Origin of the sequence: Brucella pituitosa (genome assembly GCF_003049685.1) — a bacterium.
Classification (GTDB): Bacteria; Pseudomonadota; Alphaproteobacteria; order Rhizobiales; family Rhizobiaceae; genus Brucella; species Brucella pituitosa.
In genome coordinates, this window is record NZ_PYSY02000007.1 from 92,860 (window position 1) to 116,479 (window position 23,620).

Consider the following 23,620-nt stretch of genomic DNA (forward strand, 5'->3'; position numbering starts at 1 on the left):
TTGGCGTTGACGGCAAATGCCGACTGTTACTGGACCTTTTCCCGAAATTTGGTGTGACAGGCCCAACATTCCTGCATCATGAGATGAAAGGCATGCTCGGCCGGAATCTTGCTGATGTCTTGTTTTTCGTCCCGACCTGCCCTGCGTTTCCAAAGAAGACTGCTGCCCGTAGTGGACACCGAAGCGCCCATCCGCATGTCCTGCGATATTCCGTCCGGTGCCTTGTCCGCCGATGCGGAAACAACGGCGGCAAACTCAGCGACCTTGCGGGCGAGTGCGTCAAACTCGTCATGCGACAGTTCAATTTCGGTTTTCGCAGCTGACGGCGGGCCGAGCGACATGGCGGGAAATTCCTTAATGAGCGCGTCGCCGGACCGAGTCTTGATCGTTTCGGCTGCCTGCTTGAAGTCGGAGGCGCTATAGGGAATCTTGCCTTCAAACATCCCCGCTATGGTCTTGCCCGCCTTCGCCATTTCCTTCATGGATTCCTGCCGCATCTTGACGATGCCGCGGATTTCGGGGTCCGCCCAAGCGCCCGAAAAAAGTGCGCACGAAACCCCGACGGTCAAAGCAACCGTAAAACCGTACGTCTGTCTGCAGACGTGCAAGTACGAAATCGCATATGTTTTCCCGGCAACATCGAGGCAAAGTAAAGCTTCCACTTACTGGAAGCACAAGCGGAAATCCGCGCGGGCGGCACTATTATTGCCACCCGCGCGTGACTGGCTTCAGGCGGCCATTTTCCTGCAGGATTCGGCGCAGCGGCGGCAGGCGTCGACACATTCCTGCATGTCGCCGATCCTCTCGCAGTCGTCCGCACACTCCGCACATATCTCCGCGCACTCTCCGCAAGTATGCTTGTGATGCGGTGAGCCGATAAGCATGAAGTGGGCCGACGTCCGGCAGATTTCAGCACAGGCGAGCATCAATGTGAAATGCTTCTTCTCGGTATGCTCGCCGCCCTTCTCAAGGCAGTGTCCGGTTGCGGTGGAAAGGCATGTCGCGTAACAGGCCAGGCAATGTTCGATGCAGGCTTTCATGTCGGCGTTTGTATGGTTCATCATGATGATCCTCCTTCTTCGTTTAACGTCATTTCGCTTGCTTGTCCAGCCATGTCGTCATGTCGGCAATTTCCTTGGTCTGGGCATCGATGACCTTTTGGGCCATGTCTTTCGCCCACGGGTCATCCCCGTTCTTGAGTTCGGCGTTGGCCATATTGATCGCGCCCTGATGGTGGACGATCATGCCGCACACGAATGCTACATCCGGGTCCTTCGCCATCATGCCCTGCATGGCGGCAGGCTTCATCATGCCCATCATGGCGTCCATAAGATCGGAATGCGCAGCGTCCATCTTGGGCATCTTATGCATTGGGGTGCGGGTTTTCGACATTTTCATGCCGTCGGCAGCTTTGCAGGCGGCAGGCATTTCGGAAGCCATTGCATCCATCTTATGGTCCTTGCTCATCGCTTCCTGTGACAAGGCAAACGAAGTACCTCCGAGCAGCATCACGGCAGTCAGTATTGGAGTTAAAATACGCATTGTTTTCTTCCTTCACGAAACGTGGATTGAATCAATGCCTCCGCCGGAACGCGTGAGGCATAACGTTGAAACGAGTGAAGTCAGATCGTTTGCGGAGGTCGCTCATGCCGTGCGGAGGGGTGGCTGACGGTCATCAGGTTCGTGAGATCGGCAACCTTTAGTCTTGTTTCAGCAACGGCAAAGAAAGGGGCACCGATCTCGGTTGCCACCCAGCAGTGTCCAATCGAGCAGCATTGTGCCTGCCCCGAAGGATATTTAGCAGTGTGCTTATCACCGGAGGTCCGATGTTCCTTGGCGCAGTCTGCTATTGCCTGATTGGTTGTCGTGAAATGATTGTCGGCACGCGCTGGCATGGTTCCCGCCGCCAGAACGACGGCCAAAAGGCAAGCTATAAGGATTTGGGTGAACCTTGCGATGTCGAACATGCTCGAGTGTGGCCTCCATCCCCGAAACGGCGGCAGGCAGATATTGTTCCCATCGCAGAAGAATGTGCGTTCGCCTCAGGATCCGGTCTACGCGGCAGGAAACAACTCGTCGGTCAATCCGAGCGCCCTGTAGATCAATAAACCCAGCCATTCATGCGCGGCGAGATCGGATGTGGCAAGGCCGGCGGCAATCGTCGCCACGGGTCTCCGGAGGTCAGCGCTGCCGCGGGTACGGTAATCCACGGGATAGGGAATGATTTTGGCTCCGGCCGCCCGAAAACATGCGACAGCACGCGGCATGTGGCTCGCGGAAGTGACGAGCAGCCATTGTTCCCCGGGTTTCGTCTGAAATACCGCCGCGCTTTGCGATCCGTTTTCGCAGGTGTTGCGGGACAGCTCTTCAACTGTGATGCGGCTCTCAGGCACACCAATCTCCACCAGCACATCCCTGGCGATCTGCGATTCCGTTGGAGTGTTGTCATGGACAAGGTGATTTGCTCCACCCGAAAGAAGGAGACGGGCCTCAGGGTAATCCCGGGCGAGCTCGGCGGTCGCCGTCACCCGTTCGCCCGCTTCGTTGAGCGCCGGACTGTGGCGCTCGCCTGTGATATGGGTGTCGACCGCGCCGCCGAGCATTACGATGCCTGCCACCGATCCCGAAATCGTGGGTTGCGGAAAACGGTCCTCCAAAACCATCAGGGCCGCGGGCCCGAGCGGAGACCAGCCGACGACGGCAAACAGGAAGGCAGAAATCACCAACAGCGAAACTCCGGCTCGTCGGATTCCGAAGAGCAAAGCCAACATGCCGAGAACACCAAGAATACCTATGAAATTCGACGGCAATATCAGATAGCCGAGCACTTTGGATATTATGAAAAACATTCAAGGCTCCGCGTTGCGTACCGTTCGAAATATCGGCGCAATTAATGCTGTATCGCGTGTGGAATGTCCAACGGGATCAAGCGGTAACCGGGAACTATGTAAATGGACAGTTTCACGAGATCGGGGGCTGCAGGCAAACTGCCCGCCAGAGTTCATTTTTCCATTTGTCATGGAACGACGCATTCAAGCCCGCAACAACCCGGTATTCCTTGCCTCCGACAAATATCTTTCCGGGAGTCTCGCGGCATTTCACGAGCGCTTTGTGTAAACCGTTGTCACGATAAACCGATGAATCCGTCCCATCGGTTTCGACAAGATTTATGGTGACGCCATAATCGTATTCCTGTTGCAACAATGCCGAGCTTGAAGTCAGTGCCATGGTAACGGTGGTTTGATCACCGAATGTTTCTGTATGGAAAATGACGGGCTCCGCATAGGCAACATTTGCTCCGAAAAGCGATGCAACAAGCATGCTCATCGATAGGTTGCGCATGACTGCACTCCTCGCAATACTCCCTGAGAGAGTATAGCAGATATTGCGTTCGGAGCGTATGGAAATGTTGCAGAGAGGTACTTCTACCCTCGGGCTCCGCCAACCGGTACTACAAAAACGAGAGCCAATCCTTCAGTTCCGGAAATGCGTTCGATTGGTAACAATGGTTAATCGATCGCAAACATGTTTGCGCATATCATGAGTACCAGGGCAATCTGCAATTACACGCTCTGACGGAAAACACATGTTTTCCGTCTGCAACTGCGATCAGCAGTAATACGGCGATCCTGGATGCTTATATTTATATGGAAAACCCTGTCGGAATGATGCTATGTACGAATACATCAAGAATATGGTTTTTCGTACATGCTTGTTGGATATATGCGTGTTTCATCCATAGATGATCGTCAAAATGTTGACCTGCAACGGGATGCTCTGATTGCTGCGGGCGTCGATGAGCGTCATCTGCATTCCGACAAGGCAAGCGGTGCTCGCGACGATCGGCCGGGATTGAAATCATGTCTGGCAGATTTGAGATCCGGTGATTGCCTGATCGTCTGGAAACTTGATCGTCTCGGCCGTTCCCTGCCGCACCTGCTGTCGATCATCAACGATCTCAAGAGCCGAGGCATATCGTTTCGTTCCTTGACCGAACAGATGGACACGACGACAGCGCAGGGCGAACTTTTCTTTTCGCTCTTCGGCGCCCTTGCTCAATATGAACGTTCCCTCACTCAGGAAAGGGTGAATGCGGGATTGGCAGCAGCGCGCCGACGAGGACGTAAGGGTGGCAGGCCACTCGCGATTGATCCCGAAAAGATGGAACAGATCCTCGCAGCCTTGAAAGCCGGAACGAGCAAAGCGTCCGTCTGCCGATCATTCAACATTCCTCGATCGACACTCATCGATACATTGAGCCGCATCGGCTGGAATGGTGCAATCACACAGGCCTGATACTGGGTGTGTTCACGGTTCGTCCAAAGTCGCGTACGATTTCGCGGTGTTCTTGTCGTGACCCCTGCAAGAGACTGAACACAACCGAGTGTCAGCTTGCGAGCCGGTTAGGATTATCGCGTGCGGCGCTCAAATCAATCGAACGTCCGGATGCGCCGCTATATCTGCAACTTGCACTGACTGCCATGATGGACGGCTTGCAGCCCTACCCGATGTTTGTACGCGCTGCGTATCACTCCGAAATTCCGGCCGATCCGGTTCAATTGAGGCTTGTTCGATAATCAGTTCCGAAGGGCAACGGACATGATGACGAAACTGACTGCAATTTCCTTGGTGGTTGTAGCCGCGGCTTTTCCCGATACAGCAATGGCCGCTTCATGCGGCTCTGGAATTTCGGGTCAAAGCCCCGCCGTGAAGATGCTGCAAAGGCAGTTATCGGCTTTGCGCTCGATCCAGCGCGGGCGCGGCTGCAAGCCCGGTGACACGGGCGGCGGACTTTTCAATGCCTGCCGTGAAGTGGGGATGAAAATCAATGAGGTGCAGTAGGAGTTACGCGCTACTGCGGCTGCAAATAATGAATGCAAGGCCGAAGCCCGAACAGCCAAGGCGCCTACCAAGCCGAAAGCCATGAAGGTGTCGGCTGCAGGCAATGCTCGACCACAACCAGCAACGGAAGCCCCGAAAAAGGTGCGCGGGCCGAAAAATGCCCTTCAATACTGTGTGCGCCTGTCGGATGGCTATTATTTCCCGACGCCCAATTCGCAGTACAAGCAAAAAGGCGGTACGGATGCCGCTCTCATTCAATGCAAGATGATCTGCAAGACCGACGCTATGGCGGTTTATATCAACGACCAAAACGAAGAAGCCGCCGATATGGTTTCGGTCCTGACTGGTGAGGTCTATGCGGATCTCGCAACAGCTTATGATTATCACGGTGAAGGTAAGTTCGAACGCTGCGATTGGAACGGCTACGTTCGGAAAGTCAGTTCGGGCTTTGCGGCCAAAAGGCAATCGAAGCACCTTGCCGATGCCGTCTTACCAAAACCGGGTGTGAGGCCAGACGATCAAGACCCGGTGGCTGTGGCTGAAATTCCATCGCAATCGCTTCGTCCCGCCCCTTCACGCTCAATCCGTATTGTAGGTCCAGCCTTTATACCCGACGCCGACAACAAGGCATTCGGTCGAATGCGCCGTCATCAAAACTGAAACCAGCCAAGCGGCATTTTCTATGGGAGCGTTCATGACAAAGCTGAAACTCAGATACTTATTGCTTGCACTGGTCCCGCTGGCGGTTGCCGGCTGCGTTACAGCGGAGGAGGTCGATCAGGACACATGTGCCTCTTTCGGTTTCAAGCCAGGTACAGACGCATTCGCAAACTGCATGATGGAGCAAAGCGCCCGCGCTGACGAAAAAAGACGGGAATGGGAACGAGAGGACCGAGCGCGTGAGGAACGCAAGCGCGAGCGCAAGAAGGAAAAGGAACGCCGTCGCCGCGAGGAAAGCGAGATAGACAATCGGCCACAATTCGACCGGGACGGCAATCCGAACTTTGACACGCAAGGCAATTACATGGGCTGCCATGGCGTGGGTTGTGACGTTGATAATCCTGACGACTAGTCGCATCGGGCTATCGACACCCGCATGCGCGTGAGCGCCAAAAAGGTTGAGCGCAACAATGATGGGGGGGAAACGGAACGCGGTTTCCTCACCGCTGCGCTCAAGACAAATGTAACGAATAAAAAAATGGGAAGGCAAGCCGGTTTTCAAAAACGGGTGAGATAACAATGCACAATATCGACCGTGGTTTCCTTGTCGAACACCAACTGAGATCAGCAACCGAAGATGATTTGCAAAAAGCGGTAAGTGATGCCTGCGATTTTATCATAAGGCTCAAAAAATCCGGGCTTAATATCATCCTTCCCGACGATCAGGATCAATGCAGGGATCGATTTGAATTACTGGTCAATCTTTTGATGACCGAAAAAGGCTTTCCCGGTGATCGCCCGGATTGGCTGACGGACCAGATGATGCAAAGCGCCGCGTATACAATCGGCGCTCGCATTTATAGTATGCAACCACATTTGGTTGAACCGTCGCTGCGGGATCGTATGAAAGCCGTGATCAACGAAAATTAGACTACGCCATAAGAAGCGCGGTCCCGCGTTGGGACCGCACATGTATAGAGAATTGATGATAGAGCTATTCGGGATTCCGGGGATAGGAATCTACCTCGTCGCATTGTTGGGTTTGATGGTCGTATTGGTTGTCTGGGTGCTTTTATCGTAAGAGCTAAATTGATAACGAACCGCACCGTTAATTGTGGCGACGGTACGTCCACGGCTGATCAAAATCGAGTGCCCAAAGGCCGACTTTTCCCTGTTTCGCTGTTTGCTCGATCTGCTCGTAAACAGGTTCGGTGACGCGGCCCTTGTAACGGTAGGCGACTGCTAGGCCCTGCCGGATTAGCTCTGCGGCAAAGTCCGGAATCTCGTCATTGCCACAGGTTGCCAGCAACCGCTTATACGTGTCTTGTCCGTCAATCTGGCATGTGATTGTCTTATTCGCTGTCCAGCGGATAAGCGCTGCTTTCGCGTCCGTGCCACAGTCGATTGTCTGGCCGAGCGGCGATCTGGCCTTTTGCGATATTTCGCAGGCGTCAACGCCGGTAAGTCGGATTTTCTGGCCGTTCTCGACCAGTTTCAGCGTATCACCATCCACAACATTGACGACAAGTCCGCTTCTTTCCTCTCCAGCCGCCGCGTTCGCATTTCCGGTCAGATGGAGCGCGATCACCAAACCGAACGAAACGCTCGATGTGAGACGATATAAAGCGCGCATAGGGGCATTCTCCTGCGTTGGTATCTGTCGCACTATCCTCGCCCGTCGCTTCGTCGGTGTCGGTGCGCTGGATGCTGCCAGCGTAAACGATGGTGGTTCCCGTTTCGCCTTTGCGCACGTGGGCTTTTAGCGCTGCGGCCTGCTTGTAAGTAAACCAGTAAGGCGAGTTATAGCCTTTGTCTGCGGCTTCACTCCACAAAAGCAAGACATTGATACCGCGATATGGTTCGCCGGTCGAACGGATGGGAAATGAAGCTACACCTTCGCCATCCTGCCAAGGCTGCAACCAAGGGCGCTTGCCTTCTTCCAGCATGGCAATGATCTTGTTGGTAATCTCCTGATAAACATCGCGCCGTGGACTAGCCATATCCGAAATCCTTTTGCCAGTGGGCGAAGCCGCGCCCTTTGTCGGGTAATGCCTCGTGCATTAACCCCGGCAGAGGGGGCGGGCGCAGACCGCCCCCAGACAGTGTGATTTTCAGTCAAGGATTGCAGACGGAAGAAAAACGGAAGGTTCGGGCGCAGCCTGAAAGCCGTTTTTGTTCCGGCTGCAACGCTTTGCGCTTGTCCATTGACGGAAAATTGCACTGGCGATAGGGGCAAAAGAAAAAGGAAAAGAACAAGCCCGCTAAAAGCGGGCTTCCTAATAGTTTCATATGAAGTTTCTTATGCGATTTTTAATTATTTAAAATCGCACCTGCAATTTCGGGATAATGATATTTCCGGCGTGATCCTTCACAAGTACAAAATCCGGATTAAACCCGGCAAGACCGTTTCTATTGATCAAAACCAAATAATCATTCTCTATTAAAAAGTTCTTTAATCGCCATACCGTGTTATAATTAACATCGGCCCAATTCGCCAATGAAGCAGAGTCAGCAACCGTTGCATCTTCAAAATGGTTCTCCACCATTTGATCAAGAATTAAAGGCCACTTTTTTCTTGTGAAAACGGGATGCGCCTTAATTCTGTCAAGAATTTCTTTGTTTACACCACTTTCACCGCCTGCCAGTTCTGCTTCAACTGGCACGCCATCAAAATAAACAAGCTTTTGCTTTATTTTTCTTTTGTTTGACATATCTCGTTTAACACCATCCCCGCGATTCATTTCGGACGGAGGATAGCAAAATTTTACTGAAAAACAACATTATCATCGAATCCGCTCCTATAAGTAAGAGTTGATGCAACGGAATGTATAGATTAATACATGGAATAGAGTTTTTAATTTTGAATAACATCCATTTCGCACATGAAAATACATCATTCATACAAATATAGATATCCGTTCATATACTATAGTTGTATAATTGTTTCAAAGCCGTTTAGACTCATCGGGACTGCCGGTATTCAAATCCATAGTCTATGGCTGATCTGGCTTTAAAGCTTGGTCGGACAGGTCTATTAGAGCCTGCTAATGCAGATCGAACAGCCCTGAACGCGCTTGAGGGGCGATACTTGAATACGCGAAACGCGCCAAACATGATCGCCGCAAAAACCAACAATTCAAAAGTCCACCATCGGATATGGAACAAGAAAATCGGCAGAAATATAATGAAATATCCATCCAGCATGAAGAATGATGGATTTCTCATTGTTTCTCGCCACTTAATGGTTCGTCCGTAAATATCTCCATCCATTATTCGAATCCGCCGGTGTCGATAGAAGCCGATTGTGGCAATTCCACGCTTTGCAGGAAGAGGACGCCCACGGTCTTACCGGCATTGAGTTTGACAAGCGGCCCTTTTGGCGCTGACTGCTCAATGTCTTGCGCCATGCGCTGACCAACTTTACCAGCTCCCGCATATAGTCCCTGCTCAAACCGTGGCTTATTTCGTGATACCGTGGCGTAATTGGAGCCATAGATTACCTGATCGCCACTTTCAGAAAGCGTTTGCCCCAGACCTTCAATAAATGAGGCGGCAATCAACGGCGCATAGCGTGAGAACAGTCGCCTATCGACTTCGGATTTCACCGCAATCGAACCTTTGGTGGCGTCAACTGCATAGGCGGAAGCTGGCGCTTCGCGGCCATCGGCAAACACAATCCGGTCAAACTGAACGATAAGTGCATTCGTCGTGTTGTTCTTCTGAAACGCACCAATCATGCGGGCCTTATAAAGCGGGCCTTTCTTCATGATTTCTACGACCACGGGGCCGGGTGTATCGGAATCAGTACTGTTGATTACGCGACCGAATGCAAACTGACCGGCATTGATCGCGTTGTTTGGCAAACCGTCGCCGGTAACAAGTCCGGAAGCTTGCGCCGCCTGTTGGCGCTCAAGCGCTTCCTGCCTGCGCTGTTCCGGCGTCTTATACAAGGTCTGATTGAGGACAATCGTGTTCGTGGAGCCGACAGGTGCCCATCCACTTTGATATTCCCGCGCCTGACCGGCGATCTGTGCTGCCAGTTGATTGATACGCGAATAGTCAGGTGGCGGCGGAGCCTGCTCGGCCTTTTTCGTTACAATCGCCTCGCGTACTTCTGGCTCTGGCGTATTGGCGGGCGCAACTGGCTTGCGGAAGTTCGTTTGTGCCTTGGGCTTTTCGTCAATATCGCGCAACGGCTCGTCGGGCGTCGCAATAAAGCTGCTTCCGTCTTTCTCCGCCTGTTGCGAACCTTCACGATTAACTGTGTCGAGACTTTGCTTATAGCGCTCGCTTTCGGCAAGCTGCTGGCCTGCGGGTGTCGTGTCAATCGACGGCGGGCGCGATATACGCGAACCGCCCGTAAACTCGTTGTTCCATGCCTTGTAGACAGTCAGTGCCACCCCGGCCAGGAGGAACGCACCAACTGCCACCAGAAGCGGCTTGTTCTTATTGCCGCGCTTGCTCCGGTTGATCACGGTCGAACGCAAGCCGACATTTTCCACGTCTTCAATTGACTGCTTCGCTGGATCTTGCTTCGACGCTTCGCCATTGTCAGACGATCCCGACGAATTGGCATTCTTTTCATTATCGTCGATCAATTTGAAATCCTCACGCGTTCAATGGTGCCGTTACGCGAAATCAGGGCAACAGGTGTTTTTTTGATGCGATAGGCGTGCACGCCGCCCGGTCCAGTCAGAACAGAGGACCACGAAGGGGAAACAAGCGTATTCTGGGTGCGGACATAATAGTCACCGGAATAGGACCAAACGTCCGTGTCTGGATCGGTCGTGCGAAGTTGAACCGCGCCTTTCGGCATCCCCGCGCCTTGCACGAATGCCATCATCACATTGTCGCTCGGCGCGACCTTGGTTGAAACAGTCGTTGGGTTGACGGCGGCATTGGGGCCGTAGGCTTCAACCGTAATATCGCGGCGCGCAATTGCTGTGCCTTGGCTCGTCTGGAGATTAAGCACAATCGGGCGGCTTTCTTCGACCAGAGAGACGATTAAGTTGGAATAGCCGTGCGGTTGCAATGCACTGATTGCCAGCTTGTTTGAACCTTCCTGCATAGCGTAGACCTGAAAACGATCTGCGCGCCCGACAACATAAGAAGCGACAGGCCACGCTTTTCCCGTTCGATCATAAAAGCTGATGACAGAAACGGTGTCAGGGGCGGTTGATATTGTCGATATCGCCTTGCTCGGTTTCAGCGAAAGCCGGATGGCATCGCTTATGAGCGTCGGCTTTACGCCAGACGGCGGTTCCGATGCGGCTCTTTGGTTTTCATCCACGCGCCTGCGATAATCACGGATCATGTCTGGCGTCATAGGCATAAGCGACTGCACGGCAGAACCATATGCTGTGGCTTCTTCTGGCGATAATGGCCGGTCAAGCTCGTCCAGCGATTGAAGCAAATGGTTTGTCCCGATGATTGGCGGCAACTCGTCCTTGTTCTGATTACGCGCACCGGAACTAGAGGACGGTCGCGTTTGCCCAAAGCGCGACGGATCGGGCCTTTGCTGCGCATTAGTTTGCGATGACATGACCGGTTGTGCCGTCTGTGTTTGCTGTGGCAATTGGGCGGCAGGAATATCGCTGGCCGATTGCGCGTAGGCGGAAGAAACCAAGGGCAACAGTGTGAGCGCCGCTGACAAAATGGATCGCTTCATAGGTCAGGCTCCCGGCGCTGCATTGAAATTCGAGACTGCAATTGTGCGGGGGTATTCACTGGATTCCATTCGCGTCAAAGCGAGTGTGACCGTGAAATTTTGTCCCGTAACCTGCGTTGACGACTGATAAGTCACCCGCAACGGCAATTGGACGATCCATTCATAGATGCCGTCCGGGTTAAGGCCCTCACGCACGATGACTGCGCGCTGTGCGACGGCAGTTGTATTAAGGCGCTGATTTTTGACCAGTTCGAGCTGACCGCTTTTATTCACGGCGTCCACGAATGAGTTCCAACCGCGAGGCTTTGAGAAATAAGGCTTCATGTCCTCAAATTCCGCACGGTAATTCGAGAACGAATAGGTGAGCGACCGCGTAGCGGCTTCTGTGGCAAAATTAGCCACTTCTGCGGGACTCAAATGCGGCTGCGATACCGGAATGATCGGCGTAATGCTTCCATCGGAGTTCGTAGCAAAGTAGACCGGCGCGGGCTTGCTGAGCGCCAAAGCCACAGCGGCGGCAGTGCTGATAACAGTCGTTGCGGCAAGCGCCAGGGCGACAAAACTCATACGACGATAGGCGACCTTGTACGTGTCCGCCCGCGTGAGAATGGATTCAATCTTACCGTAATCGTGACTAGTCATTTTTACCCTTGCCGTCTGTCTTGCCGGTAGCAACGATTGTCTTGATCTTCGTTTCATCTAGTGCACCGGCTAACACTTGGTCGCCCTTGTCGTCTTTGTAGAGAAAGAATGGCACCTGCCTGATCCCGTTCTTGCGCACCCATTTGACGTTGCGCTCCATGCCGGACACCACCTTTTGGTCCATTTCGCTATCAGGCATAGGGGTGCGTTCCGGAGAACCGGAAATGATCTCGTCGGAATGCTTGATGAAGGCAACGCCTGGATTTTTTTCATGGATGAAACTCACGGCAAGCTGGAACGAAAGCCGCGAGAGAATAGGCGTTGGAATGATGCGCAACTCAATGTCGCCGCGATCCATATATGGCTTTAGCTCGACAAACGACCGGGCACACCAAGGGCAGCGAGGATCTGCAAACATGTAAAGCACGGGCGCACCCGGCTTGAACTTGTTTGCCTGTACCCACATGGAAAAAGTCATCCGCCTGCTGGCGGAACTCGGCCAAATCCTTCGCGACAGGTATAGAGGCATCGTTCATTCCACTAGCCTGCGCGGCATCAAAAGTGGTTGCGGGGGGCGCTCTGCGGTTCGGTCTGCGCGGTGGCGGGCTGCTGCACATTAGTCTGCGGCGGTGTCTGCGGAACCCTCTGCACGCTAGGCGAGGCCGGGGCCGCTTGTGCCGCCTGCAATGCGGTAGATTCCGGCGCTTTTGAACCGGCTAAAGCCGGAGCCGTCATTCCCGTGAACGAACCGGAAATATCCTGACCGTCGGGACCAATGATTTTGCCCCGAATAAGAATACCATCTTTGGAGGTAAGAACAGTCTCCGGATTCTGGTTAGGAAGCTGGACAGTCCAAACCTGAAACCCATCCATTTTGAATAATCGTTGCGTCTTAATACTGTCTTTAAAGAGAACTTTTTGAATATACGGCGTAAATTCCTCTTGATCTGGCGCTTTTATATTGACTTCTTGTGCGCTCGCATCCTTAATAACAATCATCGTCATTGATGCAATTAATGTTTTTGCTATCGATAATCTCATTAGATGCTGATCCGTAAAAGATTGTGGATTTTGGGGTAAAATGATGTATTAGGATTCAATAGGCAAGCCTTAATAGGCATTATCCGCCATAAAATCTAAGATATTGGAATCGGGGTCGACGGCGAAGCGCATGGCAATACAATGGGATGGCAGGACCGGCGATGAACGATTCGCAACGCGGATAGCGTCGGTGGTGATTGTATCGGCGGTTATATCAACGGCGTGCAGCTATGCGGTTTTCAAGATGCAAGCGCCTGCGACCGTTAAGCCGAATACTGGCGAGATTACTAAATTACAAAGTGAGACGGCGGGATTAGAGGCAAGTCTGAGGGATCAGATTGCCGAAACTGCGGCTCTTCGGCGCGAAATGGCGGTCCTGACAAGCGACAATGGCATCATTGCCCGACTAGTCGGACACATCAAAACATTGCGCGAGCAAAATCAGATGTTGTCTGAAATCGTCACGCGATCCGGCAATACTGCGCCCGATATGGGTGAGAGGTTTCCAGCCAATGGTCTTGCGGCATCGGGAATGGACGGTGCCGCAATGACAGAACAAAACGTAGCCTCCCCTACCCGGCTCATGGTGGTAACGCCACCCCAGAAAAAGGAAGCCGAGCCGCAACCCGCTCCCGCGAAAGAGACCAAGGCCGAACCTTCCGACAAACCAGAAACCAAAGACGGGGTCTGATAAGCATGGAGGGGCTTGTCGGACTTCTCGAAAGAACAGCGGCTTTAATGCCGCAATTCCAGTCTCTGGTTGTAGCAATCTGCTATGTGATTGGACTGATTTGCGCGGTTAATTCGTTGCGTGGGTTTGCAGCCGTTGGCGATAGAAGTCAGGCTTCGACAGGCTGGTCACAAGCGGGATGGCATGGCCCCGCATTTCTGCTGATTATTGCGATAAGCTTTGTTTCGCTTTCAAGCGTCATATCGGCATTTCTTATGTCGTTCTTCGGGATGGATCAAACCTATGCGGCAAGCGAAGTGTTTGCTTACGCGCCCGAACTTCTCAAACCCGTCAATAATGAAATGGGGACGCGCGTAGTTATCGCTGTGGTCCGCATATTCCAGTTCGTCGGCCTGATTGCATTCGCCCGTGGCATCTACGTGGCCAACATGTCGGCCATTTATCCCTATCGCGGAATGGTCGCAAAAGGTCTGACGCACATGATCGGCGGGGTTCTTCTCATGAACCTCCCCGCTGTTCTGCAAAAACTTCAAGAACACCTGTTGGGCAACTAGGAGCAAATGATGATTGCCAAGATGAAAACGTCCCTTCTGACCGCTGCGGCGGTAATCGCAACTGCGCCAGCCTTCGCGCAATCGCAAGGCGGACTTGGTGACATGGCGACCAGCCTGCGCACCGACTCCGTTGGTCCGGTTGCAGATCTGATCGGCTCACTTGCATTTGTCGCGGGCATTATCTCCGCAATCTTTGGCTTGTGGACGCTGTTTCAGCATCGTCGCAACCCGCATGATCCCAATAGCGGTGTCAGCAAGGCCATAATGTCCTTCATCGTCGCTGCCGGTCTCGTTGGTATTCCGGCATATCTGGGGGTGGGCGTTGCTACCTTCTTCGGCTCTGGTGCCGAAACCACCTCTGTTGACGGCTCTTTGCGCTCGATAAACTAGATGGCTTTTGTTCGTGACACACTGAAAGGGCTTGCTTATTTCCTGAGCGGCCCCGTCCTGCGCAAGTCTCTGGAAAGCTATTGCCGTCTGGTGACGGCAAATAGCGATAATGCCCTTGTTGCTGATGACGGCTCGCTCGTCAGTGTGTTTCGACTGGAGGGTTGCCGGAGCATTAAAGGTTCGGCAGAACTGTCAAAAGACGTGTCAGAGCTGCGTTTGTCGCTTGCTTCGCAATTCGGTGAACGTGGCTTTACACTTCAATTCTGGTTCGGCCATTTGCCCGAAGTCGGGCGGGCCGATCTGGAAAATATCTTGGCGGGTACGGCATCTGTTGCGAGGAATGCCGAACTCGATGTGAGCGATCTTCTTGAGGAACGCGCTTCACGCTTGCCTGACAAGCTGAGCGGCGAACGCGCCTACATCGTCCTGTGGTCGCGGCCAGCGCTGCTTTCGCGAGAAGAAAGCCGTAGCTCCGCCGCCGTTGTCACAGACGAATTGAAGCAATTGCCTCATGCGCCTACCGCACAATTACCAATGCCGGCTTTGCCCGCATTGTTGACCCGCCATAATTCCATCGTTGAGTCATTGCAGCGCGAAACGCGCCGCTGCGGCTTCGACATTGAATTGTTGGACGTTCGCGAGGCATTGAGTGAAATCAAAGGCGTACTCAATCCCGAGTTTCTGGCGGCTAGCAACAATTGGAAGGCGGTTTTGCCCGGCGACCATTTGCGGGCAAAAAATGCCTGACACGGAATTGCAGAACAAGGGCAAGGATTTTTCACATCTGCTCTGGCCGTCCCTTAGTTCCCAGATCATGTCCGAAGGCAGCACGCTTCTAAGCGACCGCATTTTTGAGTTTGGCTCAAAAATCTATTGCGGCTTTGATGTGGTGCTTGGCCCCGAACAGGTCGTCAACTTCAACGACTTGATTTCGCGTGTGCTTGATCAGAGGCGCAAAATATCTTGGCGTGTCTCCATGCTGGTCGATAGCGGCGGTTTTCAGGGGGCAAACCTTCAAGGAAACCTACGCGAGCCTGCTCACCTTTACCGGAAGAATAATGAACGGTCGCATCAAACGGGCATTTGAGGCGGCACGTGAAATCAATGGTGACGGTGAAACTATTGTTCGCTGGCGCGCTTCTTTCGCGGCATGGTGTGACCGTGGCGAAGAAAAGCAACTGCTTTCCGATATCGCCACACTTCGCCAGACCGTCCATGGTTGGGGCAACACCCAGACCGATATGCAGGTTGGCGATCCCGTTGAATGCATCATGTCCTCGACAATGGGACTTAATGCTGCGTCTACCGCTCCCGTTGCATCGGCTTATCTGACGGACGTGTTCGCGCTTGCGCCATTATCGCGCCCGTCCAGTCCGTGGCGGCGTGGCGCGATCCTGTTCCGCACAAAGGACGGTAAGCTTTGGCCGTATAATCCCGGATCGTCCCGCCAACTTGGTTGGGTTGATATTATTGTCGGCCAACCGGGTTCGGGCAAATCGGTTCTGTCTAATTCCATGAACCTGTCCATTGCCCTGTCGCCGCAAGTCGGACGGTCCAAAACAGGCGCATCATTGCTGCCGCGCATTTACATCATCGATATTGGCCCTTCAAGCCAGGGGCTTATACAACTGATCAAGGATGCACTGCCAGCATCGCGCCGTCATGAAGCGATGCATTTGCGGCTGCAAAATCGCGAAGAATATTCCGTCAATCCGTTCGACCTGAACTTGTGCGTTCAAAAGCCATTTCCTTACGAACTGGAATTTCTCGTCAATCTCGTTTGCCTGTGCTGCACTGCCGATGATCGGGAAAGTCCTTATGACGGCATTAGCGCCTTGGCGCGTGCGGCAATTAACGAAGCATACGAGTATTATTCGGAGGACATGAACCCGAAACGCTATTCGAGAACCGATAGCGTTGACGTTGATAATGCGCTTGATGCTCTGGGATATGAAACGGACGCGCAAACGACGTGGTGGGAAGTCGTCAAGTTCCTGTTTGATAAGGACAAGCATCACGAGGCAACGCTTGCGCAGCGCTTTGCGGTGCCTGTCATGGCCGATCTGGTGAGCATGTCCAACCGCGAAACGGTCAAAGAGCCGTTCCGGGAAATGCGCGTTGAATCAACGAGTGAATCGGTCGTGGTTGCGTTCCAGCGCATGGTGACTGCCGCCTGTCGTGACTTCCCGATCCTTGCCCGCCCTACCCGCTTTAGTGTCGCGGACGCTCGTATTATCGCATTTGATTTGGAAGCAGTGACTTCCAACACCGGGGCACATGCACATCGCCAGTCGGCGGTTATGTACATGCTGACCCGCCATACAATCACGTCTGATTTCTGGCTGCACGAAGACGATCTGGATAAGGTTTCCATTCCAGCCAATGTTCGCGCCTATCACTTGGAAAGGGTGACGAACAATAAACAGATGCAAAAGCGCCTCGCCTACGATGAATATCATCGAACCGGCAATCTGGCGTTCTTCCGCAAGCAAAATGAAAATGATGCCCGCGTTGGGCGTAAGACTGGTGTCCAACAGGTCTACGCTTCGCAGCTGATCGACGACTTCGATAGAGAAGTTCAGGAACTCGCGAACAATTTCTTTTTCTGCAATGTACCGTCCGAAGGTGCCATCAGGTCGATAGGTGAGAATTTCAATTTCTCACCGACAATCCAGTCGGTCTTGCGCGGTCTGAACGGCCCGATTGCAGGACAAGGCGCTCCCTTCGTAGCGATGATGAAGCTGAAAACCGGCATCTACACGCAATATTTGTTCAACGACATTGGCCCGATTGAGAGTTGGGCGCTTTCCACCACCCAAGGCGATACTGCCTTGCGCTCGCTCATTTACGAAGCGTTCGGCCCCAAAATGGGCCGACGCGTTTTGGCGAAGCGCTTCCCGCAAGGTACGGCGTCCGAACTGATCGAAGTGCGCAAAACCGAGATGGAAGCGCGCGGTGTCGTTGTCGATGAAAGCGCCAAAGAAAACCTGATCCGACAGATTGCAGACGAAATTATCAGAGGGTTCCGGGATGTTTAGAGCATTACTTTTCATGAGCATTGGCTGCGCATCAACGCTTGTCGGTTTGTCCGACGCATTGGCCCGCGACGAACTGCGCTATCTGAAATTTCAACCAGAAATCAAAGTCGATTTTGACGGTTCGGATTCCCAGGCGACGAGTACAGCCCGCAAAATGTATGGCAAGAAATTTCGCCTTGTCGATGCAAAGCGCGTCTGGCTCAAGGAGCCTGACGATGGCTATGAGCAAATGGTTGTTCGTCTTTCGACGGAACGTACCTGCACGGATAATTGCACCTATGCCGTCCTGTTCTACGATGACAAGCAATGGCTGGAATTGTGGCGGGGTACGGCCAAGGAATTTCAGCTTGGGCCGCTAGGCGATAACGGAATGCGCGGAATCTATGATGGATCGCGCATGTGGCAATGGACCGGCGATGAATACTGGCCGGGGCTTGCCGAATACAAATTCCTTTATCGCGATGCCAAGCCAGAGGAAAAGCGGGCAGTCGATGCGGCGCTATCAGCCGGTACAGGTGAGAAGCGCGACGACACGACCTATTCGGTTCTCGATCTTCCTTTGAAGAACGGAACCGGCGCAATCGTTTCCATTCAAAGCCCATATTATTGCGGGCAATTGAATTGTCCGGCTTTCGTTCTCAATGAGAAGTCGGAACTTGTCGGCAATTACGATGCCATTGAATCGCAAGCCGGTGCCTCTCCGCTTCGCGATAAGGACGCCAACCCGCTTATTGAAACCGTCACGTCCAAGGGACTGACCGTATATCAGCTTGGCGGGTTGAAGCCAGATTTCACCATTGATGCCCAAACACCCATCATTGCCGGGAGGGACCGCAAATGAATGCTCGTCGCTTTTTCGGATCAAGCATTCTTGCGCTATCGCTGGCGTTTGGATCCTTTGCAGCCTTGGCAGACTATAACGACAGCATTGCCAAGTATGAGGGCGGCAACTCCTATTCCATCATGAACCAAGGCGGCTCGTCCGCTCTGGGACGCTACCAGATAACAGCCGGAACATGGGCAAATCTCGGCTATATTTCTTACAATGGTTCCGGCAGCAAATCGGATTATTCGAATTATTCCTTTACGGATAAGGCAACCGCTGCGGGTGTTAGCTCGGTCAGCGATCTTCGTTATTCGTCTGCGGGCGCAAGTCTGCAAGACAGGGCTAATCAGGAATTGGCATCGGAGAATTGGGCTTCCATGTCTTCGCAGACACGCGGACTTGTCGGGCAGACCGTCAATGGCGTTCTCATTACCGAAGATGGATTGTTGCAGGCATCGCATTTTCTGGGTGCGGGCGCTCTCAATCAATGGGTCGCATCCGGATTTGACCCAAGCGTATTGCCCGCAAGCTACCTGACCGCAAACGGCTTCAAATCCTACGAGGAATTGCAAGCCTACGTCATGAAACGCATGGCGAACGGTGCTGGCAACTCCGGTATCAGCAACGGCATAGGCGGTGCGCCTGCTGGCGGCGATCCCATGTTTCAGGACACGGCAGGCTTTCCGGGCATCGGCAATGTCCGGCCCGTTCTTATTCAGGAAAGGCCGCCGTTTCAGGGCGAAAAGGAGAACCTGTAATGCGCAAGCTTCTTTTGAGTATTTTGTTGCTGGCTGCTCCAGCGGCGGCACATGCCGAAGTTGGCGATGACCTTTTCCAAGGCGCGGGCGAAGGTTGTCTTGAAACGGTGAAAGTCAGCCTCAAGGACGCAATCAACAGCGGCATTGAGGGCGAAGTCAAACGGCAGGAAGCGGCATTGAAAATGCCTGCTCCTTTATCCGGTCTAAGCTGCCTTGATAGCCTGATGGACACCAATCTGGATATTGCGATCACGATTCCCGACCTGTCCGCAATTTTCAACAAGGCTTTGTCTGATGCGGAAAATCAGGTTTGCTCGATGGCGCAAGAGCAAATTAGCAAGCTGACCGAGCCGCTGCAGAACGCATTTCAGTTTCCGCAATTGCAGGGTCTCAATCTTCCCGGCATGGGCGCCAGCGGTGGTCCGGACATTGATTTCAGCATCGGGCAAGGCGGGATCGGCCAAAGCGGTTCAAACGTGCAGGATTCCGGCCCGCGAGAAAACGCGCAGTCCATCATGAACGATCTTTACCAGAATTTGTACGGGAACTGAGCCGATGAAGAAGATTGCATTTCTGGCTGCGGCGTCATTCGTCTCGATCATGGCAGGGTCACAGTCGGCATTGGCGGATTGCGATTGCGGTAGCATTCGCAACATCGTCAATGACGGGGTGAACCGCGTTAATGACCACACGACAGATGTTGGCAATGATATTGCCAATACGATCTTGCAGGGCGTTGCGCAGCTTAGCGCCTACTCCAAACGGGCAACGGAAGCTCAAAAGCGCATTACCGAAGCTGCACAAGTCAATGACGTGACCAGACAGAAGCAAATTGCACGCGGTATCGCTGAAAGTGGACGCTATGATCCTGCTTCTTCGGCATGTGTGGATCTGTCCGGCATATTCTCCATCGGTAAGGCGGGCGGTGGCCAAGGATTGAGCGGCAAGGACATTACCAATGCCTCCCGCAATTGGTCTTATGGCAATGAAGATATCGGCGCACCGGTTGCCCAGGGCGGACTTGCTGTCGCCAACGCCATTATTACCGATCGTGACCGCTTTAAGGGTGTCGGCGGCTTTGCCGATCCGACAAGCGATGCCCGTCTGATCACTGACGCCATCACGCTTGATACGACGAAGAAAGAAATTGCAGGTGCACATATCCGGCTCGTAAACAATATTGTCGATCCGATCCCGGCCAAGCCCATTACGGAAGCCGAAAGCAAAACGCCAGCGGGCCGTGCACAGATTGCAGCCCGTGAAGTCGATGCAAGCCGTAGATCAGCCGCACATGCCATCATGAGCTACATTGGCGATCTGGCGACCCCTACGGGTAGCTCGGAATTGGCTCAATGGGCAAAGAAAGCCGCGCCGCAAGGTTATCCCTATCAGATTGGTGATCAGGTATCGCAATTGCAGGCGATGGATATTTTCGTGCGCTCCCGCTTCCCGAACGCCAAATGGCATGAACAGCTTGCGCGTATGTCGCCAGATGCTGTTCAGCGCGAACAGTTGCTTGCAACCGCGCTAACACAACAAATCGAATGGATGCGTTTTGATCTGGAGCGCCGCAATGCGATCGCTCTGGCTGCTGTCCTTTCCACGATTCTGGATAACCGCGACACGCACACGACGAATATTCCGATGGAAGCAGGTAGCGGAACCTGATCTGCATTCGATCAGAGAGGATAAGCCTCATGGCTGACAGAGAAAAGAAAGAGCGATTTGGAGTCTTTGGCCGATATGTTCGGTGGCGAGCTCAATCATATCAGGATGTCGGTCGTGGCGCACGGCAAGGATATAAAGCCGCAAAAGACGGCTTGGGAGCCTTTCGCACTTATCCCAAGCCAGAAGAAGGCGGCTTTTCCTTTCAAGATGATGACGGCGGCTATCGCCGTTTCTGGCATCTGGTCGGTGATCTTGGTGAGGAGGATATTCAGGCCGCAATTTATAAGTGGGACCGAGAGAACTCCATTTTTCTCGGTTCTGCCGCCGTTTGTCTGGCGCTCATTCCCACGCTCTATTTCTTTTACACCCTGTCACTGACAGGTATTTTCAGCCTCATTTTGCTTAGCTGCGCCTTTTTCCTGCTGGCCGTGCGCGCTTCCTATCGCGGCTGGCAGATAAGGCAGCGACGCATGGGATCAATGCGCGGATTTCTCTTTGGCAAAAACCGTGGATCGACCGAAATAAGGAAAGTCACCGATGATTAAACGCTTGCTATGGTCATGGATGACGTTCTTAGCCTTTGCGGTTTCTAAGGCCAGCGCCGCCGAGGAAATCAATGTCGTTGATATTATTAGTGGCAATGGCGATCCACGAACCAATTCCTATCTGAATATGATCTTCGGGCCGCTCTTCGACGGGCCGAACGACGAAACACTCATTTCGACGCTGATGTTTAATTTCAACGTCCTGTTCTTCTCAATAGGGCTGGTAATTTTCGTCTACAACGTCTTCATCGCGACTGCCGATACCGCCAATGAGGGCGAAGTTCTCGGTAGTCGCCACTCCACAATCTGGGTTCCGGTCCGTATCGTTATCGCAGCCGCTGCGCTAGCTCCGGTTCATCCCGGCGGCTACAATTCGGCGCAAGTCGTTTCAGCCTATATCGTCAAGGTCGGAACCGCGTCCGCAACTTTCTTCTGGGACCAGACCGCCAAACTGGTTGTCGAGCAAAAAGTGCCGGTGCTTGCCGCCGATACCGATAGTGCAGACGGCCAGTTTTTGCAGGCTCTGTTTCGCATGGAACTGTGCCGTGCCGTCTATAATTATGAAGTCGCCAAGGCTGGCGACGACATGAAGGGCATTTCTGCGACATGGAGTACTCTGGCCGGTGTTCGTGTTCTGCAATACGGCCTTCCGGAAGATAGCGCGGCCTGTGGCAAAGTCTCGTTGCCTACCGAAACTGTTGGCTTCCGGCGTCTGGCCGAAACTGCCAATACGACCGGCAAGGATGATCTGAGCAAAACAGTCAGCGCCAAGTTCAATGAGCTTCTGCAAGGCCAGCAGGCAAACGTTGTCGTCATGGCGAATGCGTTTTCCAAAGTGGCGGACGAGCTGGCCGTCGCAGTCTCCACAAGACAGATCTTGCCCGCCTACCGCAACCTTGCCACCGATATGGAACTGTGGCGCGGCATGCAGAGCGAGCTATTATCAAAATACATCGGTACGGACCGGATTAATCAGTCTGCGCAAACAGCGTTTAATCAGAGTGACGATATAAAAATCATCACACCGGGCGACAGCAAGGAACAAAAGCTTTCCATCAACGTGACAAATGGGGGCTGGTCGCAGGCCGGTTTCTATTATCAGTTGATTTCCCGCCTTTCGTCGGATGCTAACTCAGTTGGATTGATGATGCCGACGACTACACCAGGCGGTGCTATTGGCGGTGCGTCCAATCCAAGCGGCTCGTCCTTTACTGCGCTGTCATCACAATATGCGGCCAACAACACCTACATTTTTGGCTCTGCCGAAGGTGATGCAAAGAAATTCCTCAACCAGATAACCGCCACCTATAACGGAACCGTTGAATGGTGGAACGAATCTGTCGCCCGGAGCGGTATCAAGGCGTTCACAAATGAGCGTCTGGCCTTCGCAGATAATGGCGGCGATCTGGCCAACATCCTTCCAACTTCAGGCGGGATGCTGGAGAGCATTGCTCTCTTTGCGCCGGATTCCTCTGTAACAGATCCAATGAATGCCCTTGTTCTGTTCGGCATCCAACTTACCGCTGTCGCGGGAATTGCCACGGCAGCTATCGTCTTATTTGGTGGCATGCCTTGGATCGGCGGGGCAGCAACTACGCTTGGCACGATTATGGGGCCTGCATTACTCGGATTGATGATTTTTGGAAGCACGCTTGCCTTTGTCATGCCGATGATGCCGAGCATCATCTGGGTAATGGCTCTAATCTCCTTCATCATTCTTGTCATCGAAGCCATATTCGCCGCACCGCTATGGACCATAGCGCACTTTTCGATGGGCGGGCATGGCCTGACTGGTTCCCATGCTCGCAAGGGATATGTCTTGCTGCTCTCCTTGCTCCTGACGCCAACTTTGATGTTGTTTGGGTTCCTAGCCGGCATGATCGTATTTCGCATTGCCGGCAATCTATTGAACGCCGGTCTCTATTACGCGCTAACTTCCTCGCAGTCCCTTGCGGCAGATAGTTGGGCAAGCTTTGCTTGGTATGCGGGGATGGTCGTAATTGGGATATTTATCATCTTCGTTTATCTGGCAATCATTGAACTATCGTTCTCGCTGATTGCTTCTTTTCCAGGACGTGTATTCCGTTGGTTCGATGATATTGGCGATCAATTGGACAGCCAGTCGTCATTGCGTACTGGTCTGAGTGCTGCGGGGCAAATGAAGGCCACGGATATTGGTGCAGGCAAGGCATTTGGATCATTAAATGGTCGACGACAGCAGCGCTTGGACGAAGAAAACAGAGCCAAACGGCTCGGAAGCGATTAAAACTAACGGCTATCCAGAATAAAAAAATACC

At 53.0% G+C, this 23,620-nt stretch carries 32 protein-coding genes; 17 read left to right on the forward strand and 15 right to left on the reverse strand.

All coding sequences use genetic code 11. The features are described from left to right. Nucleotides 1-26: 26 nt before the first annotated feature. The 6 genes from C9380_RS24740 to C9380_RS24765 all read right to left on the reverse strand — a co-directional run bounded on the left by C9380_RS24740 (nt 27) and on the right by C9380_RS24765 (nt 3,342). Entirely contained in the window at nt 27-497 is a 471-nt protein-coding gene (locus tag C9380_RS24740) for a cytochrome c (RefSeq protein ID WP_128095013.1), read from the reverse strand. A gap of 231 nt (nt 498-728) precedes the next feature. Then, nucleotides 729-1,061, reverse strand: a complete 333-nt coding sequence (locus C9380_RS24745; RefSeq protein ID WP_128095014.1) for a four-helix bundle copper-binding protein — start codon at nt 1,059-1,061, stop codon at nt 729-731. A 28-nt stretch (nt 1,062-1,089) separates the two neighbouring features. Beyond that, complete coding sequence (locus C9380_RS24750) at nt 1,090-1,542, reverse strand: DUF305 domain-containing protein (protein WP_125302273.1); 453 nt, start codon at nt 1,540-1,542, stop codon at nt 1,090-1,092. An 80-nt stretch (nt 1,543-1,622) separates the two neighbouring features. After that, entirely contained in the window at nt 1,623-1,967 is a 345-nt protein-coding gene (locus tag C9380_RS24755; RefSeq protein ID WP_128094991.1) for a hypothetical protein, read from the reverse strand. Nucleotides 1,968-2,054: 87 nt separating this feature from the next. Continuing rightward, a complete protein-coding gene (locus C9380_RS24760; protein WP_128094992.1) occupies nt 2,055-2,849 on the reverse strand; it encodes a YdcF family protein in 795 nt (264 codons plus the stop codon). Nucleotides 2,850-2,961: 112 nt separating this feature from the next. Then, nucleotides 2,962-3,342, reverse strand: a complete 381-nt coding sequence (locus C9380_RS24765) for a hypothetical protein (protein WP_125302265.1) — start codon at nt 3,340-3,342, stop codon at nt 2,962-2,964. Nucleotides 3,343-3,708: 366 nt separating this feature from the next. On the opposite strand from C9380_RS24765, the gene C9380_RS24770 reads away from it, so the two are divergent. The 5 genes from C9380_RS24770 (at nt 3,709) to C9380_RS24790 (ending at nt 6,432) form a co-directional block, all read left to right on the forward strand. Next, nucleotides 3,709-4,296 (forward strand): recombinase family protein, encoded by a 588-nt coding sequence (locus C9380_RS24770; protein ID WP_125302263.1) that lies wholly within the window; start codon nt 3,709-3,711, stop codon nt 4,294-4,296. Between the two features lie 303 nt (nt 4,297-4,599). After that, on the forward strand, nt 4,600-4,842 hold the full coding sequence (locus C9380_RS24775; protein ID WP_128094993.1) for a hypothetical protein: 243 nt from the start codon (nt 4,600-4,602) through the stop codon (nt 4,840-4,842). Nucleotides 4,843-4,923: 81 nt separating this feature from the next. After that, the gene (locus tag C9380_RS24780; protein ID WP_128094994.1) at nt 4,924-5,502 is read left to right on the forward strand and encodes a DUF2865 domain-containing protein; all 579 of its coding nucleotides are present in this window, start codon (nt 4,924-4,926) and stop codon (nt 5,500-5,502) included. Between the two features lie 34 nt (nt 5,503-5,536). After that, on the forward strand, nt 5,537-5,914 hold the full coding sequence (locus C9380_RS24785) for a hypothetical protein (RefSeq protein WP_125302258.1): 378 nt from the start codon (nt 5,537-5,539) through the stop codon (nt 5,912-5,914). A 167-nt stretch (nt 5,915-6,081) separates the two neighbouring features. Then, nucleotides 6,082-6,432, forward strand: a complete 351-nt coding sequence (locus C9380_RS24790) for a hypothetical protein (RefSeq protein WP_125302256.1) — start codon at nt 6,082-6,084, stop codon at nt 6,430-6,432. Nucleotides 6,433-6,610: 178 nt separating this feature from the next. Here C9380_RS24790 and C9380_RS24795 read toward each other — a convergent pair whose 3' ends face one another. The 9 genes from C9380_RS24795 to C9380_RS24830 form a co-directional block, all read right to left on the reverse strand. Next, nucleotides 6,611-7,090 (reverse strand): thermonuclease family protein, encoded by a 480-nt coding sequence (locus tag C9380_RS24795; RefSeq protein ID WP_247877688.1) that lies wholly within the window; start codon nt 7,088-7,090, stop codon nt 6,611-6,613. After that, a complete protein-coding gene (locus tag C9380_RS28045; protein WP_125302250.1) occupies nt 7,005-7,502 on the reverse strand; it encodes an ArdC-like ssDNA-binding domain-containing protein in 498 nt (165 codons plus the stop codon). The genes C9380_RS24795 and C9380_RS28045 overlap by 86 nt, the downstream gene beginning before the upstream one ends. A 318-nt stretch (nt 7,503-7,820) precedes the next feature. After that, a complete protein-coding gene (locus tag C9380_RS24805; protein ID WP_128094996.1) occupies nt 7,821-8,213 on the reverse strand; it encodes a hypothetical protein in 393 nt (130 codons plus the stop codon). Between the two features lie 250 nt (nt 8,214-8,463). After that, nucleotides 8,464-8,772, reverse strand: coding sequence for an IcmT/TraK family protein (icmT, locus tag C9380_RS28745; RefSeq protein ID WP_207106175.1), 309 nt, complete (start codon nt 8,770-8,772; stop codon nt 8,464-8,466). Next, nucleotides 8,772-10,100 (reverse strand): TrbI/VirB10 family protein, encoded by a 1,329-nt coding sequence (locus C9380_RS24810; RefSeq protein ID WP_128094997.1) that lies wholly within the window; start codon nt 10,098-10,100, stop codon nt 8,772-8,774. Before C9380_RS24810 ends, icmT begins: the two co-directional genes overlap by 1 nt. Then, nucleotides 10,097-11,170, reverse strand: a complete 1,074-nt coding sequence (locus C9380_RS24815) for a DotH/IcmK family type IV secretion protein (RefSeq protein ID WP_210249797.1) — start codon at nt 11,168-11,170, stop codon at nt 10,097-10,099. The genes C9380_RS24810 and C9380_RS24815 overlap by 4 nt, the downstream gene beginning before the upstream one ends. A 3-nt stretch (nt 11,171-11,173) precedes the next feature. Then, complete coding sequence (locus C9380_RS24820) at nt 11,174-11,812, reverse strand: type IVB secretion system apparatus protein IcmL/DotI (protein WP_038595002.1); 639 nt, start codon at nt 11,810-11,812, stop codon at nt 11,174-11,176. Continuing rightward, nucleotides 11,805-12,290: a DsbA family protein gene (locus C9380_RS24825; RefSeq protein ID WP_164844748.1), complete on the reverse strand. Its 486-nt coding sequence runs from the start codon at nt 12,288-12,290 to the stop codon at nt 11,805-11,807. The genes C9380_RS24820 and C9380_RS24825 overlap by 8 nt, the downstream gene beginning before the upstream one ends. Before the next feature lie 77 nt (nt 12,291-12,367). After that, nucleotides 12,368-12,853, reverse strand: a complete 486-nt coding sequence (locus C9380_RS24830; protein ID WP_128094999.1) for a hypothetical protein — start codon at nt 12,851-12,853, stop codon at nt 12,368-12,370. Nucleotides 12,854-12,983: 130 nt separating this feature from the next. On the opposite strand from C9380_RS24830, the gene C9380_RS24835 reads away from it, so the two are divergent. Genes C9380_RS24835 through C9380_RS24880 form a run of 12 tightly spaced genes read left to right on the forward strand, consistent with a single transcriptional unit; the run spans nt 12,984 to nt 23,589 of the window. Further along, nucleotides 12,984-13,544 carry a hypothetical protein gene (locus C9380_RS24835; RefSeq protein ID WP_128095000.1) on the forward strand — a complete coding sequence of 187 codons (561 nt, stop codon included), beginning with the start codon at nt 12,984-12,986 and terminating at the stop codon, nt 13,542-13,544. A 5-nt stretch (nt 13,545-13,549) separates the two neighbouring features. Next, nucleotides 13,550-14,098, forward strand: coding sequence for a hypothetical protein (locus tag C9380_RS24840; RefSeq protein ID WP_128095001.1), 549 nt, complete (start codon nt 13,550-13,552; stop codon nt 14,096-14,098). Between the two features lie 21 nt (nt 14,099-14,119). After that, a complete protein-coding gene (locus C9380_RS24845; protein ID WP_125302236.1) occupies nt 14,120-14,488 on the forward strand; it encodes a hypothetical protein in 369 nt (122 codons plus the stop codon). Next, complete coding sequence (locus C9380_RS28050) at nt 14,489-15,235, forward strand: hypothetical protein (protein ID WP_252869890.1); 747 nt, start codon at nt 14,489-14,491, stop codon at nt 15,233-15,235. Next, entirely contained in the window at nt 15,228-15,575 is a 348-nt protein-coding gene (locus tag C9380_RS28055; RefSeq protein ID WP_252869891.1) for a hypothetical protein, read from the forward strand. Before C9380_RS28050 ends, C9380_RS28055 begins: the two co-directional genes overlap by 8 nt. Continuing rightward, nucleotides 15,547-17,526 (forward strand): putative type IV secretion/conjugal transfer ATPase, encoded by a 1,980-nt coding sequence (locus C9380_RS24850; protein ID WP_252869892.1) that lies wholly within the window; start codon nt 15,547-15,549, stop codon nt 17,524-17,526. Before C9380_RS28055 ends, C9380_RS24850 begins: the two co-directional genes overlap by 29 nt. A gap of 13 nt (nt 17,527-17,539) precedes the next feature. After that, entirely contained in the window at nt 17,540-18,367 is an 828-nt protein-coding gene (locus C9380_RS24855) for a hypothetical protein (protein WP_038594990.1), read from the forward strand. After that, nucleotides 18,364-19,110 (forward strand): hypothetical protein, encoded by a 747-nt coding sequence (locus C9380_RS24860; protein ID WP_128095002.1) that lies wholly within the window; start codon nt 18,364-18,366, stop codon nt 19,108-19,110. Before C9380_RS24855 ends, C9380_RS24860 begins: the two co-directional genes overlap by 4 nt. After that, on the forward strand, nt 19,110-19,661 hold the full coding sequence (locus tag C9380_RS24865; protein WP_038594986.1) for a hypothetical protein: 552 nt from the start codon (nt 19,110-19,112) through the stop codon (nt 19,659-19,661). The genes C9380_RS24860 and C9380_RS24865 overlap by 1 nt, the downstream gene beginning before the upstream one ends. Before the next feature lie 4 nt (nt 19,662-19,665). Continuing rightward, complete coding sequence (locus C9380_RS24870) at nt 19,666-20,778, forward strand: conjugal transfer protein TraW family protein (RefSeq protein ID WP_247877687.1); 1,113 nt, start codon at nt 19,666-19,668, stop codon at nt 20,776-20,778. A 29-nt stretch (nt 20,779-20,807) separates the two neighbouring features. After that, on the forward strand, nt 20,808-21,323 hold the full coding sequence (locus C9380_RS24875) for a hypothetical protein (RefSeq protein ID WP_128095003.1): 516 nt from the start codon (nt 20,808-20,810) through the stop codon (nt 21,321-21,323). After that, nucleotides 21,316-23,589, forward strand: a complete 2,274-nt coding sequence (locus C9380_RS24880) for a DotA/TraY family protein (protein WP_128095004.1) — start codon at nt 21,316-21,318, stop codon at nt 23,587-23,589. The genes C9380_RS24875 and C9380_RS24880 overlap by 8 nt, the downstream gene beginning before the upstream one ends. The last annotated feature ends 31 nt before the right edge of the window (nt 23,590-23,620 follow it).